Origin of the sequence: Sphingomonas sp. Leaf20, assembly GCF_001421535.1 — a bacterium.
Lineage (GTDB): Bacteria > Pseudomonadota > Alphaproteobacteria > Sphingomonadales > Sphingomonadaceae > Sphingomonas.
Window position 1 is genome coordinate 211,454 of sequence record NZ_LMKN01000008.1, and the last position, 16,238, is coordinate 227,691.

Annotated in this window: 17 protein-coding genes; 13 read left to right on the plus strand and 4 right to left on the minus strand. The window is 69.1% G+C overall.

Annotation, left to right across the window (positions count from 1 at the left end; all coding sequences use genetic code 11):
• Positions 1-85: 85 nt before the first annotated feature.
• Positions 86-1,549 (minus strand): pyruvate kinase, encoded by a 1,464-nt coding sequence (gene pyk, locus ASE72_RS09255; protein WP_056019991.1) that lies wholly within the window; start codon positions 1,547-1,549, stop codon positions 86-88.
• Positions 1,550-1,630: 81 nt separating this feature from the next.
• On the opposite strand from pyk, the gene ASE72_RS09260 reads away from it, so the two are divergent.
• The 3 genes from ASE72_RS09260 (at position 1,631) to ASE72_RS09270 (ending at position 2,761) form a co-directional block, all read left to right on the plus strand.
• Complete coding sequence (locus ASE72_RS09260) at positions 1,631-1,939, plus strand: DUF1244 domain-containing protein (RefSeq protein WP_156350337.1); 309 nt, start codon at positions 1,631-1,633, stop codon at positions 1,937-1,939.
• A gap of 205 nt (positions 1,940-2,144) precedes the next feature.
• The gene (locus ASE72_RS09265) at positions 2,145-2,387 is read left to right on the plus strand and encodes a DUF2312 domain-containing protein (RefSeq protein ID WP_197942503.1); all 243 of its coding nucleotides are present in this window, start codon (positions 2,145-2,147) and stop codon (positions 2,385-2,387) included.
• An 89-nt stretch (positions 2,388-2,476) separates the two neighbouring features.
• Complete coding sequence (locus tag ASE72_RS09270) at positions 2,477-2,761, plus strand: DUF1294 domain-containing protein (RefSeq protein WP_056019997.1); 285 nt, start codon at positions 2,477-2,479, stop codon at positions 2,759-2,761.
• Here ASE72_RS09270 and ASE72_RS09275 read toward each other — a convergent pair whose 3' ends face one another.
• Positions 2,762-4,225, minus strand: a complete 1,464-nt coding sequence (locus ASE72_RS09275; RefSeq protein ID WP_056019999.1) for an ATP-binding protein — start codon at positions 4,223-4,225, stop codon at positions 2,762-2,764.
• 139 nt (positions 4,226-4,364) lie between these two features.
• Here ASE72_RS09275 and ASE72_RS09280 point away from each other — a divergent pair, with 139 nt between their 5' ends.
• The 4 genes from ASE72_RS09280 (at position 4,365) to ruvA (ending at position 6,988) form a co-directional block, all read left to right on the plus strand.
• Entirely contained in the window at positions 4,365-4,907 is a 543-nt protein-coding gene (locus tag ASE72_RS09280) for a DUF1003 domain-containing protein (protein ID WP_056020002.1), read from the plus strand.
• Positions 4,908-4,935: 28 nt separating this feature from the next.
• Complete coding sequence (locus ASE72_RS09285) at positions 4,936-5,679, plus strand: YebC/PmpR family DNA-binding transcriptional regulator (protein WP_056020004.1); 744 nt, start codon at positions 4,936-4,938, stop codon at positions 5,677-5,679.
• 206 nt (positions 5,680-5,885) lie between these two features.
• Positions 5,886-6,392, plus strand: a complete 507-nt coding sequence (gene ruvC / locus ASE72_RS09295; RefSeq protein ID WP_031395213.1) for a crossover junction endodeoxyribonuclease RuvC — start codon at positions 5,886-5,888, stop codon at positions 6,390-6,392.
• Positions 6,389-6,988: a Holliday junction branch migration protein RuvA gene (ruvA, locus tag ASE72_RS09300; RefSeq protein WP_056020010.1), complete on the plus strand. Its 600-nt coding sequence runs from the start codon at positions 6,389-6,391 to the stop codon at positions 6,986-6,988. The genes ruvC and ruvA overlap by 4 nt, the downstream gene beginning before the upstream one ends.
• 2 nt (positions 6,989-6,990) lie before the next feature.
• Here the strand turns inward: ruvA and ASE72_RS09305 are convergent, their stop codons facing one another.
• The gene (locus ASE72_RS09305) at positions 6,991-7,410 is read right to left on the minus strand and encodes a winged helix-turn-helix transcriptional regulator (RefSeq protein WP_056020013.1); all 420 of its coding nucleotides are present in this window, start codon (positions 7,408-7,410) and stop codon (positions 6,991-6,993) included.
• Between the two features lie 117 nt (positions 7,411-7,527).
• Between ASE72_RS09305 and ASE72_RS09310 the strand changes: the two genes are divergently transcribed.
• Entirely contained in the window at positions 7,528-8,589 is a 1,062-nt protein-coding gene (locus ASE72_RS09310) for an SDR family oxidoreductase (RefSeq protein WP_056022049.1), read from the plus strand.
• Here ASE72_RS09310 and ASE72_RS09315 read toward each other — a convergent pair.
• Positions 8,586-9,488, minus strand: coding sequence for a 2-hydroxyacid dehydrogenase (locus ASE72_RS09315; protein ID WP_200916222.1), 903 nt, complete (start codon positions 9,486-9,488; stop codon positions 8,586-8,588). The two genes, ASE72_RS09310 and ASE72_RS09315, sit on opposite strands and share 4 nt — an antisense overlap.
• Positions 9,489-9,746: 258 nt before the next feature.
• Between ASE72_RS09315 and ruvB the strand changes: the two genes are divergently transcribed.
• From ruvB to tilS, 5 genes are all read left to right on the plus strand, one after another.
• Positions 9,747-10,772: a Holliday junction branch migration DNA helicase RuvB gene (ruvB, locus tag ASE72_RS09325; RefSeq protein ID WP_031440317.1), complete on the plus strand. Its 1,026-nt coding sequence runs from the start codon at positions 9,747-9,749 to the stop codon at positions 10,770-10,772.
• A gap of 95 nt (positions 10,773-10,867) precedes the next feature.
• The gene (ptsP, locus tag ASE72_RS09330) at positions 10,868-13,141 is read left to right on the plus strand and encodes a phosphoenolpyruvate--protein phosphotransferase (protein ID WP_056020019.1); all 2,274 of its coding nucleotides are present in this window, start codon (positions 10,868-10,870) and stop codon (positions 13,139-13,141) included.
• Positions 13,142-13,241: 100 nt separating this feature from the next.
• A complete protein-coding gene (locus ASE72_RS09335) occupies positions 13,242-14,153 on the plus strand; it encodes a helix-turn-helix domain-containing protein (protein WP_056020022.1) in 912 nt (303 codons plus the stop codon).
• Between the two features lie 65 nt (positions 14,154-14,218).
• Complete coding sequence (locus tag ASE72_RS09340) at positions 14,219-15,190, plus strand: YbgF trimerization domain-containing protein (RefSeq protein WP_056020025.1); 972 nt, start codon at positions 14,219-14,221, stop codon at positions 15,188-15,190.
• A 20-nt stretch (positions 15,191-15,210) separates the two neighbouring features.
• A complete protein-coding gene (gene tilS / locus ASE72_RS09345) occupies positions 15,211-16,230 on the plus strand; it encodes a tRNA lysidine(34) synthetase TilS (protein ID WP_056020028.1) in 1,020 nt (339 codons plus the stop codon).
• Positions 16,231-16,238: the final 8 nt, after the last annotated feature.

A 16,238-nucleotide genomic window follows, 5' to 3' on the forward strand; every position in this document is an offset into this window, starting at 1 on the left:
TCCGGTCCTTTTGCCAGCCATCGCGGATTTGGCGGGTGAGCGCTAGGGGGGAGCTTTGGGGAGGGAGCGCTAGGGGGGAGCCGCCTCAGACCTGCGAGTGATGGCCCTTCAGCTCGTCGCCGACGATCCGGACGACATGGAGCACGTTGGTCGAGCCGGGCGTGCGGAACGGCACGCCCGCCAGCACGATCACGCGGTCGCCCGCCTTCGCCATGCCGTGGCGCAGCGCCATGCGCTTCGACTTGGCGACCATGTCCTCGAACGATTCGACGTCGCGCGTGTGCACCGCGTGCGTGCCCCACAACAGCCCGAGCCGGCGCGACGTTTCGAGGTTCGGGGTCAGCACCAGCAGCGGCACCGAAGGCCGCTCGCGCGCGATCCGGCGCGCGGTCGAACCCGAGGTCGTGAAACAGATGATCGCCACCGCGGACACCGTCGCGGCGATGTTCTTCGCCGCCTCGGCGAGCGCGTCGGCGGTCGTCGGATCGGGCTTCATCACGGTGAAGTGCATCCGGTCGCCATGCTCGGGGTCGGCCTCGACCGAGACGCCGATCGCGTCCATCATCGCGACCGATTCGACCGGCCATGCGCCCGCCGCGCTCTCGGCCGACAGCATGATCGCGTCGGCGCCGTCATAGACCGCGGTCGCGACGTCGGACACTTCCGCGCGCGTCGGCGACGGCGACGTGATCATCGATTCGAGCATCTGAGTCGCGACCACCACCGGGCGGCCCATGCGCCGCGAGACCTCGACGATGCGCTTCTGCAGCGGCGGCACCGCCTGCGGCGGCATCTCGACGCCGAGATCGCCGCGCGCGACCATCACGCCGTCGCACGCCTCGACGATCTCCTCGAGCCGCTCGATCGCGGCGGGCTTCTCGATCTTGGCGAGCAGGGCGGCCTTGCCGCCGATCAGTTTGCGCGCTTCCCAGAGATCCTCGGGGCGCTGGACGAACGAGAGCGCGATCCAGTCGACGCCCTGGTCGACCGCGAAGTCGAGATCGCTGCGATCCTTCTCGGTCAGCGCGGCCATCGGCAGCACGACGTCGGGGACGTTCAGCCCCTTGTTGTTCGACAGTGCACCGCCGACCTCGACGCGCGTCGTGATCTCGCGCGGGCTGTGCGAGACGACGCGCAGCACCAGCTTGCCGTCGTCGAGCAGCAGGCGCGCGCCCGGCTCGATCGCGGCGAAGATCTCGTCATGCGGTAGCTCGACGCGGGTCGCGTCGCCCGGCGTCGTGTCGCGGTCGAGCATGAAGGTCGAACCGGTCTCGAGCACGGTGCGGCCGTCGTCGAACTTGCCGACGCGCAGCTTGGGGCCCTGGAGATCGGCGAGAATCGTCGAGGGGCGGCCGAACTCCGCTTCGAGCGCGCGGATCGCCTGGATGACCGCGATCTTCGACTGCTGGTCGCCGTGGCTCATGTTGATGCGGAACGCGTCCGCACCCGTACGGAACAGCGTCGCGATCATTTCGGGGGTGCTGCTCGCGGGTCCAAGCGTCGCGAGGATGCGGACTTTCCGCAAGCGGGGGGCGATGGCGATGGTCATGCGTGCGGTTTCCTCGGGGAAGCTCTTTGCCGCGACGGGCCTTAAACCCTATCTCCGCGCGATCAACCACGGAGCATGATCATGACCGCCGAAACCGACACGCTGGACACACTCGACGATGCCGTAGCGGCGAAAGCCTTTCGCCGCCTGATCCGCCATCTGCGCCACCGCGACGATGCGCAGAACATCGACCTGATGGGTCTGGCGGGATTTTGCCGCAACTGCCTGTCGGACTGGGTCGAGGACGCGGGCGGGCTGTCGAAGGACGCAGCGCGCGAGACGGTGTACGGGATGCCGTATGCAGAGTGGAAGGCGCATCATCAGGGCGACGCGACGCCCGAGCAGCTCGAACGGATGAAGGAAAGCGTTGCCAAGAACGCGGTCGACTGAGGCGGTATTCGCTGTCGGATCGCTTGAGCCGAACACGGTAAACGCCTAGACGCTGGCCCGCATCCGCATCGGCATGATTCACGCTTTGACCCGATTGGTCATGTAACGGCGATCATCGGCGTGGGGTAATTCGATTGATTTGAGGCCGGCGCCCGAGGCGCCCGCGAGTGGGGAATTTTCGATGTCTGACGAACGGCAACACGGCATGGGCGGCGGCGCGGTCGCAGCGGACGAACTGCGCCTGCTGATCGAGCGCGCCGAGCGCCTCGAGGAAGAGAAGAAGGGGATCTCGGACGACATCAAGGACGTGATGGCCGAAGCCAAGGGCCGTGGGTACGACCCCAAGGCGATCCGCAAGATCCTGTCGATCCGCAAGAAGAAGAAGGAAGAGTATCAGGAGGAGGAGGCGATCCTCGAGGTGTATCTCCAGGCACTGGGGATGATCTGACGATCGGACCCTGCGCGGTGTCTCCCTCGCGATGCGTCATCGACGCCGGGGGGGACGCTGCGTCAATGCCGCCGCGGTACCGGTGAGACATGCTCGTCCCGATCGCTGCGGCGTTACTCCTGGTTCTGCTGATCAACGCGGTCACCGTTGCCGCGTTCGCGCTCGACAAGCGCCGATCGCTTGCCCGCGCATGGCGTATCCCTGAATCGCGACTGCTGTGGTTCGCAGCGCTCGGCGGCAGCCCGGGCGCCTTTTGGGCGCGCCGTCGTTTTCGCCACAAGACACGCAAGCAGCCGTTCGTCGGCCGCCTCCAGATCATCGCGATGGTGCAGATCGGCGTCGTTGCGGGGCTGGTCTTCGCGTTCGCCCTGTAGCTACGCCGCCTCTGCCGGGAGCGTCGTCCAGCCCAGTCCCGGGATCGTGATCGAGCGCTTGCCCGCGAGGTCGGTGCGGCAGACGATCAGTTCGCGGCTTTCGATATAGCCGATCAGGCGCTTCACGCGACCGAGCGAGCTGGTGCCATAGGTCGCGGCGATGCGCGCGTCGGAGGGGCAGGGTTCGCCTTCGCGCGCTGCGCGGGCGATCAGCAGGAACGCGCCGAGCATGTCGTCGGGCAGCCCGCCCGCGACGTCGAGCGCCGCCGTCCACGCCTCGTCGGTCATGTCGAAGATCCCCGCGCGCGCGCAGCTCAGCCGACGGACGAAGCCCGGCAGGTCGAGCGGGGGCTTGGCGAGCCCGCCCATCCGGCAGCGCACCTGGAAATCCTGGAACAGCACCGAGGGCGGGCGCAGCGTCGATTCGGGATCCTCGACGATCGCGCGGAACACATCGGCATAGACCGCCTCGACCTCGTCGTCGGTCTTTTCGGGTGGCGGCGGTGCGGCAGTGCGCGGCTCGGGCGGGCGGGCGATGCCGTCGAGCAGTTCCTCCGCCGGCACGCGACGCGGGCGCGAATCGAAGAGCAGGCCGAGTTCGGGGGCGTCGACCACCGGCTCGGACAGCAGGTCCTGCAGGTCCATCGGCGCGGCGCTGGGGAGGGGGGTGAGCTTGGGGCTGCCGCTGCGCGCCGAGGTGGCGACGTCGCCGATCTTCACCGTGATCGGCCGCCGCGATACCGCGGGGCCGAGCGCCATGAACGTGCCGCGCTGAAGATCGCGGATCGCCTCCGCCTGGCGCCGCTCCATGCCGAGCAGATCGGCGGCGCGCGCCATGTCGATGTCGAGGAAGGTGCGGCCCATCAGGAAGTTCGACGCCTCTGCCGCGACGTTCTTCGCCAGTTTTGCGAGGCGCTGAGTCGCGATCACGCCGGCAAGGCCGCGTTTGCGGCCGCGGCACATCAGGTTGGTCATCGCCGCGAGCGAGGCACGGCGGACCTCTTCGGACACTTCGCCGCCCGTCACGGGCGCGAACATCTGCGCCTCGTCGACGACCACCAGCACCGGATACCAATGCTCGCGCGGCGCATCGAACAGCGCGGACAGGAACGACGCAGCACAGCGCATCTGCCCCTCGACCTCGAGCCCCTCGAGGCTGAGCACCGCGGACGTCCGATGTTCGCGCAGGCGGGTGGCGATCCGCGAAATCTCGCGTTCGCTATAGTCGCCCGCCTCGATCACGACGTGACCATGCGGGCCCGCGAGCGTCACGAAATCGCCCTCGGGATCGATCACGATCTGCTGGACATGCCCCGCCGATCGCTCGAGCAGCCGGCGCAGCAGATGCGATTTTCCCGATCCCGAATTGCCCTGCACCAGCAGGCGCGTGGCGAGTAGTTCCTCCAGGTCGACGCCGACGGCACTACCATTGCCGTCGGTGCCCATATTCACGCTAACCGTCATGCCGCGCGTTTGGCAGGTGCGGGCGCATCGGGGCAAGGAGTCTTTGCGGCTTGCGTCGCAAGTCCTTCGTCATCCCGGGCTCGAGCCCGGGATGACGGATTGGCTGTTATTATCCCCAATCGCGGTTACGCCGTGCGGTATGGCCACATCCTCTCCGCTCGACGATCTCTCGCAACGCCTGCTCGGCAAGCGCCCGGGCGAGCTCGACGACGCGCAACGCCGCGTCCTCGCGGGAATCGAGGCGGGGACGACGGTCAGTCGCGACGCCGCCAACCTCGCCGACGAACGCGCGACGGTCGGCGAGCGGCTGTCGGACCGCGTGGCGGCGGTCGGCGGGTCGTGGGGGTTCATCATCGCGTTCACCGCGGTGCTGCTTGGCTGGATGCTGCTCAATTCGGGCATCCTCACGTATTTCGGGCGGGCGTTCGATCCCTATCCCTACATCTTCCTCAACCTGTTGCTGTCGACGGTGGCCGCGATCCAGGCGCCGATCATCATGATGAGCCAGAACCGGCAATCGGCGAAGGACCGGCTCGCCGCGAGCCTCGATTACGAGACCAATCTGCGCGCCGAGCTCGACATCCTGCGCGTGCATCACAAGATCGATCATCTGGTGCTCGCGCGGCTCGACGCGATCGAGGCCAAAATCGATGCACTGGCGAAAACGGGCCCCGGAGCCTAAGAGCGGCGCATCAGCTATAGAGGCACAGATGGCAGGCCATTCCAAATACAAGAACATCATGCATCGCAAGGGTGCGCAGGACAAGAAGCGCTCGTCGGCGTTCAGCAAGCTCAGCCGGGAAATCACGGTCGCGGCGAAGATGGGCCTGCCCGATCCCGACATGAACCCGCGCCTGCGTGCGGCGGTGAACGCGGCCAAGGCGGCGTCGCTGCCCAAGGAGAACATCCAGCGCTCGATCGACAAGGCGAGCAAGGGCGATGCCGAGAATTACGAAGAGATCCGCTATGAGGGCTTTGGCCCCGGCGGCGTGTCGCTGATCATCGAGGCGCTGACCGACAACCGCAACCGCACCGCGACCAACGTCCGCGTCGCGGTCGCCAAGAATGGCGGCAATCTGGGCGCGGGCGGGTCGGTGAGCCATGCGTTCGACCGCGTCGGGCTGATCTCCTATCCCGCCAGCGCGGGCGATGCCGACACGGTGTTCGAGGCTGCGCTCGAGGCGGGGGCCGAGGATGTCACGTCGAGCGAGGACGGGCACGAGGTCTGGACCGCGCAGGGCGACCTGCACGAAGTCGCCAAGGCGCTCGAGGCGAAGCTTGGCGAGGCCGAGGGCGCGAAGCTCGCCTGGCGCCCGCAGACGATGGTCGCGGTCGATGCAGACGATGCGGCGACGTTGTTCAAGCTGATCGATGCGCTTGACGACGACGACGACGTGCAGACGGTGTGGGGCAATTACGAGGTCTCGGACGAGATCATGGAGACGCTGGGTTGATTCGTTGGGGTTGAGATGAAGAAGGTGTTTTCACGCGGAGACGCGGAGGCGCGGAGAGATGCCCTGCGCGGGTTCGTCTTCCGCGTCAGCGGCCTATCGCCGATCGGCCAGCCCGACGGCGTGAAGGTCGCGCTGACGCGCGACGGTCGCAAAATGCGCACCCCCTCCGCGTCTCCGCGTCTCCGCGTGAACCCACCTTCTTCCCTATGATTATTCTAGGACTCGACCCCGGCCTCGGCACCACGGGCTGGGGCGTCATTCGGGCGGATGGGAACCGGCTGAGCCATATTGCGAATGGCCAGATCCGGACCGATCCGTCGATGGCGCTGCCGCGGCGGTTGACGGCATTGTATTCGGCGTTGCTCGACGTCATCCGTGCGGAGCGGCCGGATGGCGCTGCGGTCGAAGAAGTGCTCGGCAACACCAATGCGCAGTCGACGCTGAAGCTGGGGCAGGCGCGCGGCGTCGTGCTGCTCGCGGCGGCGGGGGCGGGGCTGCATATCGGCGAATATCACCCCTCGACCGTCAAGAAGGGCGTCGTCGGCACCGGCGGCGCGGACAAGAAACAGATTCAGGCGATGATGGCGGTGTTGCTGCCCGGCGCGAAGCTCGCCGGCCCCGATGCCGCCGACGCGCTGGCGGTGGCGATCACGCACGCGCATCATGTCGCGAGCGCGGCGGCGCTGTCGCGACGCACGGGAGTAGGGGCATGATCGTTCATCTGAAGGGCCGGCTCGATTCGACCGGGATCGACCATGCGGTGATCGACGTCGGCGGGGTCGGCTATCTCGTCGGCGCGTCGGCGCGCACCTTGTCGGCGCTCGGGCCGATCGGCGAGGCGTGCACCGTCTTCACCGAATTGCTGGTCGGCGAGGATTTCCAGCGGCTCGTCGGGTTTTCGAGCGCGGACGAGCGCGACTGGTTCCGGTTGCTGACCGCGGTGCAGGGCGTCGGCGCGCGGGTCGCGCTCGCGATCCTGTCCGCGCTCGAACCCGTCGACCTGTCGCGCGCGATCGCCAGCGGCGACAAGGCGATGGTCGCGCGCGCGAACGGCGTCGGGCCGAAGCTCGCCCAACGCATCGTCATGGAATTGAAGGACAAGGTCGGCGGGATCGCGCTCGGGCTCGGCCCCGCGGTGGTCAATGCGGCGCCGGGTGCGTCGGCGGACGCGGTGTCGGCGCTGCTCAACCTGGGCTTCCGGCCTGCCGAGGCGAGCGTCGCGGTGGCGGCGGCGGACGAGGAGCTGGGGCCGGGTGCGACGCTCGACGCGCTCGTCCGGCTGGCGCTGCGCAAGGCGTCGAAGCCCTAACGTCAGTCGGTCTTGGGCCGTTTCGCGGACCGGCGGGGCGCGGGGCCGGGGCCGAATGCGTCGAGCGCGTCGGCATTGGTGCGGCCCCAGTCGTAGAGCAGGTTGACGGGCTCGACGAACCGCCTGCCGAGCGGCGTCAGGCGATATTCGACCGCGGGCGGCATCGTCGCAAGCACGTCGCGCAGGATCAGCCCGCTGCCTTCCATGTCGCGCAGCGTCTGCGTCAGCATCTTCTTCGAAATGCCGGGCAGGCTGCGGTGAAGGACGCCGGTGCGCGCGCCGCCCTCGTGCCGCGCGTCGAGCGTGTGGAGCACCATGCTGGTCCATTTGGTCGCGAAGAGGTCGAGCACCCGGCGCGGTGCGCAGTCCTCGCGCCAGTCGTCGGCAACCGGGGCGGGATCGTGATCGGGGGGCGTTGTCATGCTGGGTCCCTGAACGTCGCTGGGTCCCGGAAGGTGCCCGGGGCCCCGAATGGTGCCGTCTAGAACGCGCCGCGGGCGATGCCTAGCTACCGCGTTCAAGCGAAACGGAGAATGACGATGGCCCGGACGGCATTGGTGGTTGGCACGAGCGGTATTGTCGGCAGCGCGACGGCGGCGCTGCTGATCGAACAGGGGTGGACGGTGTATGGCCTAGCGCGGCGTCCGTCCGACCAGCCCGGCGTGCACCCGGTCGCCGCCGACCTGACCGACGCGGCAGGCACCGCCGCCGCGCTGAAGGACCTGGCGCCCGACGCGGTGTTCGTCTCGACCTGGTCGCGTCAGGCGACCGAGGCGGAGAATATCCGCGTCAACGGTGCGATGGTCCGCAACCTGCTCGACGGGCTGCGTGCCGCAAAGTCGGTGCGGCATGTCGCGCTGGTGACGGGCCTCAAGCATTATCTCGGGCCGTTCGAGGCGTATGGGAAGGGCGTGCTGCCGCAGACGCCGTTCCGCGAGGAGCAGGGCCGGCTCGACGTCGAGAATTTCTATTACGCGCAGGAGGACGAGGTCTTCGCGGCGGCCGATCGTGACGGGTTCAACTGGAGCGTGCACCGTCCGCACACGGTGATCGGCAAGGCGGTCGGCAACGCGATGAACATGGGGACGACGCTGGCGGCCTATGCCACGCTGTGCCGCGAGACCGGGCGGCCGTTCCGCTTTCCGGGATCGGCGGCGCAGTGGAACGGGCTGACCGACATGACCGACGCGCGCCAGCTCGCGGCGCAGCTCGTCTGGGCGACGACGACGCCCGAGGCGGCGAACGAGGACTTCAACATCGTCAACGGTGACGTGTTTCGCTGGAGCTGGATGTGGTCGCGGATCGCCGACTGGTTCGGGATCGAGGCGGCGCCATTCGACGGGACGGTCGTACCGCTCGAGGAGCAGATGGCGGACGATGCGGTCGTGTGGCAGCGGATCGCGCAGCGCGAGGGGCTGGTCGAGGCCGATCTTACGCGGCTCGCCTCGCCGTGGCACACCGATGCCGATCTCGGTCGGCCGATCGAGGTCGTCACCGACATGGGCAAGAGCCGGCGGCTGGGCTTCACGCGCTATCAGCCGACCGACGACGCGTTCTTCGACCTGTTCGCGCAGCTCCGCGCGGACCGGCTGATCCCCTAACGCCGCAGCGGGGTGGGCAGCGCCTGCCCCGCGAAATGTGCGTCGAGATTGGCGAGCACGAGCGCGGCCATCTCGGCGCGCCCCTGTTCGGTGGCGCTACCCTGGTGCGGGGCGAGCACGACCTGATCGAGCGTCGCGAGCGCGTCGGGGACGTGCGGCTCGTCGGCAAAGACGTCGAGCCCTGCGCCGGCGATGGTCCCGGCCTGCAGCGCGGCGATCAGCGCGGGTTCGTCGACCAGGCTGCCGCGCGCGATGTTGACGAGGATGCCGTCGGCGCCGAGCGCGCGGAGGATCGCGGCGTCGACGATCCCGCGGGTGGCGTCGCCGCCGGGCGCGGCGAGGATCAGCACGTCGCAGGACTGCGCGAGGCTCGTCATGTCGGTGTGGAAGATCCAGTCGGGATGCGGCTTGGGGTGTCGCGCGGCGTAATGGATCTGCGCGGCGAAGGGCGCGGCGCGGCGGGCGATCGCGGTGCCGATCTGGCCTAGGCCGAAGATGCCGATATCGCGGCCGCTCGCGCGCCGGCCGAGCGGGACCGACCAGCCGCCGGTGCGCAGGGCGCGGTCGTTGGCGGCGATCCGGCGCTGCACCCCCAGCATCAGCGCGATCGCGAGGTCGGCGACATCGTCGGTCAGCACGCCGGGCGTTGTCGTGACCGCCACGCCGCGGTCGGTGGCGGCGGCGAGGTCGATCCGGTCGTGGCCGACGCCGTGGATCGCGACGATCTCGAGCGCGGGGAGCCGCGCGAGCAACGCCGCGTCGACCAGCGTCGTGCCGCCCCCAACGAGCGCGCGGGTCGACGCTGGCGGGGTATCGCGGTGGATGGTGAACCGATCGCGGAGCGCGGCGTCGAGCGGGAGCGGAATGGACGAGGCGATGTAGAGGTCGGGAAGGGCCATGTCCGCGATGCTAGGGGGCGGGCGGGTGTTGGCCAAGTGGGGTTTGGTTGCGGGTGGTAGGGGACGGGCGTCGTTCGTCTTCGCCCTCGATACGCCACCGTCCGTCATCCTGACGAAAGTCAGGATCCAGGGTTACCCGGGGCAGCACTTTTGGCTCTGGGCCCTGACTTTCGTCAGGGTGACGAAGAGGGTGACGAGGGAGGCGGTGGATACGGGGGATGACAGGGGCGGGCGTGAACGGGTAGGGAACGCAGCTTGATGACCGATGCCGAACGCCTGCTGACGCCAGCCCGTCGCCCCGAGGATGTGGACGCCGCGCTGCGCCCCAAGAATCTCGACGAATTCGTCGGGCAGAAGGCCGCGCGCGAAAATCTGCGGATCTTCATCCAGGCCGCCAAGGCGCGTGGCGATGCGCTCGACCATGTGCTGTTCTTCGGGCCGCCGGGGCTCGGGAAGACCACGCTCGCGCAGATCGTCGCGCGCGAGATGGGGGTGGGGTTCCGCGCCACCTCGGGGCCGGTGATCGCCAAGTCGGGTGACCTCGCCGCGCTGCTGACCAATCTCGAGGATGGCGACGTGCTGTTCATCGACGAGATCCACCGGTTGCAGCCCGCGGTCGAGGAGGTGCTGTACCCGGCGATGGAGGACCGCGCGCTCGATCTGATGATCGGCGAGGGGCCGTCGGCACGCAGCGTGCGGATCGACCTGCCGCGCTTTACCTTGGTCGGCGCGACGACGCGGCAGGGGCTGCTGACGACGCCGCTGCGCGATCGCTTCGGCATTCCGGTGCGGCTGCAATTCTATACCGTTGACGAGCTCGAGCGGGTGGTGACGCGTGCGGCGGGGCTGCTCGGGCTCGCGATCTCGAAGGATGGTGCGATGGAGGTAGCGCGGCGCGCGCGCGGTACGCCGCGGATCGCCGGGCGGCTGCTGCGCCGGGTCCGCGACTTTGCCGATGTCGCGGGCGCGGAGATCGTCGATGCGCGCACCGCGGACGCGGCGCTCAACCGGCTCGAGGTCGATGCGCTGGGGCTCGACGCGATGGACCGGCGCTATCTGATGATGATCGCGGACATCTATCGCGGCGGGCCGGTCGGGGTCGAGACGCTCGCGGCGGGCCTCAGCGAACCGCGCGACACGATCGAGGAGGTGATCGAGCCGTATCTGATCCAGCTCGGCCTCGTCGCGCGGACCGCGCGCGGGCGGTGCATGAACGCGGGCGGGTGGAAGCATCTGGGGCTCAATCCGCCGGTCGGGAGCCAGGACGGACTGTTCGACGTGTGACCACCGCGCGGCGGATACGAATGGTCGATCCAGCTTCTGCGCGACGACGCTTTTGTTGCGTGGCACCCAAGCCGATGTTCTGGTAGCTCGAGACCATGCCCGTTTCGGCCGCCGCCTCCGCCCGCGAGATCCTCACCAGCCTTCACGATGTGATGGCCGCGCGCACGACCGCGCAAGCCAAGCTCAATTCGGTCGTCGGCATCATCGCCGCGGCGATCGATAGCGAGGTCTGTTCGATCTATCTCCTGCGCGAAGGCGTGCTCGAGCTGTTCGCGACGCGCGGGCTTGCGCAGGAGGCGGTGCACGTCACCAAGCTGTCGCTCGGCGAAGGGCTGGTTGGGACGATCGCGGAACAGGTCGAGGTGCTCAACCTCGACGAGGCGGCGAGCCATCCCGATTTCGCGTACAAGCCCGAGACCGGCGAGGAGCGCTATCACAGCTTTGCCGGCGTGCCGATCATCCGGCGCGAACGCTCGGTGGGCGTTCTTGCGGTGCAGCATGCCGAAAAGCGCAAATATCAAGACGTCGAGATCGAGGCGCTGCAGACCGTCGCGATGGTGCTGAGCGAGCTGATCGCCAATGCCGGGCTGATCGACACCGCGGGTGGCGGGTCGGATCGGCCGCAATCGACCGCGGCGATGCGGATCGCCGGCCAGAAGCTGGTCGACGGGATGGGGTCGGGCTTCGCGGTGTTCCACCAGCCGCGCATCCATATCGAGCATACCGTCGCCGAGGATACCGATGCCGAGCGGCACCGCGTCTATGCCGCGTTCGACAAGATGCGCGAGGGCATCGAGCGGATGACGCGCGAGGCGGAATTCGGCGTCGGCGGCGAGCATGAGGAGGTGCTCGAGACCTACAAGATGTTCGCCTATGACGAGGGCTGGGCGCGGCGGATCAACGAGGCGATCGATTCCGGGCTGACCGCGGAGGCGGCGATCGAGCGCGTCCAGCAGCGTACGCGCCAGCGGATGCGGCAGATCGACGATCCGCTGCTCGCCGACCGGATGCACGATCTGGAGGACCTGTCGAACCGGCTGTTGCGGATCGTGTCGGGGCAGATGGGCACCGCGGCGCAGATGGGGCTGCGGCAGGACACGATCCTGATCGCGCGCAACCTGGGGCCGGCCGAGTTGCTCGAATATGACAAGCGCCGGTTGAAGGGCGTGATCCTCGAGGAAGGGTCGCTGACCGCGCATGTCACGATCGTCGCGCGCGCGATGGGCGTGCCCGTGCTCGGCCGCGTCCGCGACGTGCGGCGGCTGATCGCGGAGGGCGACCTGCTGCTGCTCGACAGCGCGGACGCCAACGTTTTCGCGCGCCCGTCCGCGGCGATGGAGGAGGCATTCGAGGCGCGGCTCGCGCTGCGGCAGAAGCGGCGCGCGGCGTTCGCCGCACTCCGCGACGTGCCGCCGATCACGAAGGACGGCCACCGGCTGACGCTGATGGTCAACGCCGGCCTGCGCGACGATGCCGCCGCGCTCGACGTGACCGGCGCGGACGGGATCGGCCTGTTCCGCACCGAGTTCCAGTTCCTCGTCTCCGCCACGCTGCCGCAGCGCGAGCGGCAGCAGAGGCTGTACCGCGAGGTGCTCGACGTTGCGGGCGATCGGCCGGTGATCTTCCGCACGGTCGACATCGGTGGCGACAAGGCGCTGCCCTATCTCAACAAGGCGGCGGCGGACGAGGAAAATCCGGCGATGGGCTGGCGCGCGCTGCGGCTCGGGCTGGAGCGCGACGGGCTGATGAAGGTGCAGGCGCGCGCGCTGCTCGAGGCGGCGGCGGGGCGTACGCTCAACGTCATGTTCCCGATGGTCAGCGAGCCGTGGGAATTCGACGAGGCCAAGGCGCTGTTCGAGGCGCAGCGGACGTGGCTCGCGGGGCGCGGGCGCAAGCTGCCAACGACGATCCGCTACGGCGCGATGCTCGAGGTGCCCGCGCTTGCCGAGATGCTCGACATCCTGCTGCCCAAGATCCAGTTCCTGTCGGTCGGGACCAACGACCTGACGCAGTTCCTGTTTGCCGCCGACCGCGCCAATCCCAAGCTTGCCGAACGCTATGACTGGCTGAGCCCGTCGATCCTCCGCTTCCTCGCCCGGCTGGTGGCGCCGGCGCGTGCGGCGGGGGTCGATCTGGGCGTCTGCGGCGAGATGGGCGGGCGACCGCTCGAGGCGATGGCGCTGGCGGGGATCGGGATCGACCGGCTGTCGATCACGCCCGCGGCGGTCGGACCGATCAAGGCGATGGCGCGATCGCTCGATCTCGGCGCGATCACGGCGCACATGACGACGCTTCTCGCCGACCCGCCGCGCGACATGCGGGCGGCGCTCACCGACTGGGCGACGCAGAACGGCGTCGAACTGGCCTGAAGCGCGGTTTGGCTGGGGGGTTCGCGTTGACACGCGGTATAGGCTCTGGAACATGACCTGCCTGGCGGGTGACCGGTACGGCCCGCAATCGGAGAGTATAATGGACGACGTCGCAACCGGGCAGATTCCTGCGCCCGCCACGCCCGATCGGGCTGGCGACATCCTGCGTGCCGCGCGCGAGGATCAGGGGCTGACGATGGCCGATGTCGGCGCGCGCACGCGCGTGCCGCTGCGCCATCTCGAGGCGATCGAGGCATCCGACTATGCCACGCTGCCGTCATCGACCTACGCGGTCGGGTTCGCCAAGGCCTATGCGCGCGCGGTCGGCGCGGACGAGGTGCGCGTCGCCAACATGGTCCGCGCCGAACTGGGCAGCGTCGTGCGCCGGACGCCCGAATATGCGCCATACGAGATGGCCGACCCTGCGCGCGTGCCGTCGCGCGGCGTGGCGATCGTCGCGCTCGGGATCGCGCTGGCGGTGCTGGTGCTCGTCGGCCTGTGGTACGGCACCGATCTGTTCCGCGGCGGCGCGGGGTCGACGGGGGCCACCACCACCGTTGCCGAAGTGCCGAGCGCGACACCGGCCGCCTCCGCACCCGTCGTGGCGCCCGCGCCGACCCCGGAGACGGGCCAGGTGACGCTCGCGGCGACCGACGAGGTGTGGATGCGCGTCTATGACGCCGACAACAAGACGCTGTATCTGGGCACGATGAAGCCGGGCGACCGGTTCGACGTGCCGCGCGATGCGAAGGATCCGATGATCAACGTCGGTCGCCCCGACAAGCTGACCGTGACGTTGAACGGCGCCAACGTCCCGCCGCTCGGCACCGGCGAGCGTGCGATCAAGGACGTCCGGGTCGGCGCGGTGGCGATCGCCGCGCGCCTGTCGGGTGCCGCGACGACCGCTGCCGGGACTGCGGGGGCCGCAGCAGGCGAAACCCCGTCGCCGTCCGCGGAAGCTTCGACGGGTTCGGCGACAGGGTCGGCGGGGAATGCGTCGGGCACGCCTTAAGGCTGGCGACAGGAACGATATTGCAGCTATACCCGATCGGTATCCAGTGCCCCGGGGGGTAGCCCATGCGTAAGTCCACTATTCTATCCATCGCTCTTATGGGGGCGATGGTGCCCGTATCGGGTCACGCGCAGTCGAACGTCGAAGGTCGCGTCGGCAAGCTTGAAAGCGAGATGCGCGCGGTTCAGCGCAAGGTCTTTCCGGGCGGCGCGGGCCAGCTGCTCCAGCCCCAGGTCACCGCGCCCGAGGCGGTCAACGGCCCCGGGCCCGGCACGCCGGCGACCAGCGCGATCACCGATCTCGCGCAGCGCGTCACCTCGCTCGAGCAGCAGATCGCGTCGCTGACGGGGCAGGCCGAGCAGAATCAGTACAGGACCCGCCAGCTCGAGGAACAGTTCGAGGCCTATCGGCGCGCGACCGACGAGCGTATCAAGCTGGTCGAGGGCGCCCGCGCGGGTGGCGCCGCTGCCGGTACGACGTCAGGCAATCTGACGGGCGGGTCGGGTGCAGGCGGTCCCGACGAGGACCCAGCGCCCGTGCGGCCGACGCGGACCGGGGGCGGTCGCACGACGGCGGCCGCGAGCGAAGGCGGTACGGTGTCGGCCTCGGCCGGATCAACCGCGAACGTCGAAAAGCCGTCGACGGGCAACGCGGCCGAGGACGAGTATCTGTACGGGTACCGGCTGTGGTCGGCGAAGAAGTATCCCGAGGCGCAGGCGCAGCTGAAGAAGATGGTCGCGACCTATCCCAAGGATCGTCGCGCAAGCTATGCGCAGAACCTGCTCGGGCGATCCTATCTCGACGAGGGCAAGCCCAGCCTCGCGTCGATGGCGTTCTACGACAATTACAAGAAGATGCCCGACGGCGAGCGGGCGCCGGAGAGCCTTTATTATCTCGGTCAGGCGCTCACCAGGCTCAACAAGGCCGCGGATGCGTGCAAGGTCTATGACGAGCTGAACGACGTGTACGGCGCCAAGCTGCCCCCCGCGATGAAGACGCAGGTCGCGGCGGGACGCACGGCGGCCAAATGCAAATAGCCGGCTGAGGTCGAACACCGATGATCGATGTGACCGATGACGGGCGACGTTTCGCGGCTGACTTCGCACGGCTGGCGCAGGGGGTAGGCAGCCCGCTGCTCGCGGTGTCGGGCGGGCCCGACAGCATGGCGATGCTGACGCTGGCACATGAGGCGCTGGGGACGGGCTTCACGGTCGCGAGCATCGATCACCGGCTGCGACCCGAAGCGGCCGAGGAATCGGCGATGGTGGCACGCCACTGCGCGACGCTCGGCATCGCGCACGCGACGCTGGCGCCAAGCGTGCCGATCGCGGGTGCGAGCATCCAGGCGCAGGCGAGGACCGCACGCTATGAGCTGCTGGCCGGACACGCCCGCGCGATCGGTGCCGGATGCATCGTCACCGCGCACCATGCCGATGATCAGGCGGAAACCTTCCTGATGCGCGCGGCGCGCGGCTCCGGGCTCGCCGGGCTGGCGGGGGTGCGCGCGCGCACCGAGGTCGCGGGCGTCGCCGTCATCCGCCCGTTGCTCGACTGGCGGCGCGCCGAACTGCGCGCGATCGTCCGGCGCGCGGAGGTGCCGTTCTTCGACGACCCGTCGAACCAGGATGACCGGCACGACCGGACGCGGTTCCGTCGCCTGCTCGATGCGAACGAGTGGCTGGGCACCCCCAATCTCGCGCGTGCGGCGGCGGCATTGGCGGAGGCGGACGCCGATGTGCGCGCGATGGTCGAATGGCTCTGGTCGGACCGTGCCAAGGTGGCGGGTGGCGAGGTCCGGTTGAGCGTCGGCGCGCTGCCCCGCGAAGTACTCCGCAGGCTGGTCCGCCATGCAATCGGCGTCGTCCGCGCCGAGATGGCGGGCGCAGCGATCCCCGACGGGGCGGTCGATCACCCCCCCGCGGCGGCGGTCGAGGGCGAATGGAGCAACGCGGTCAACATCGAGAAGCTGCTCGACGCGCTGATGGCGGGGAAGCGCGCCACGCAGGCCGGTGTCATCGCATCGCCCCGCGCAGGCATATGGCGGTTCCGCCCGGCGCCGCCACGACGCATCGCCTGAGTCCCGAA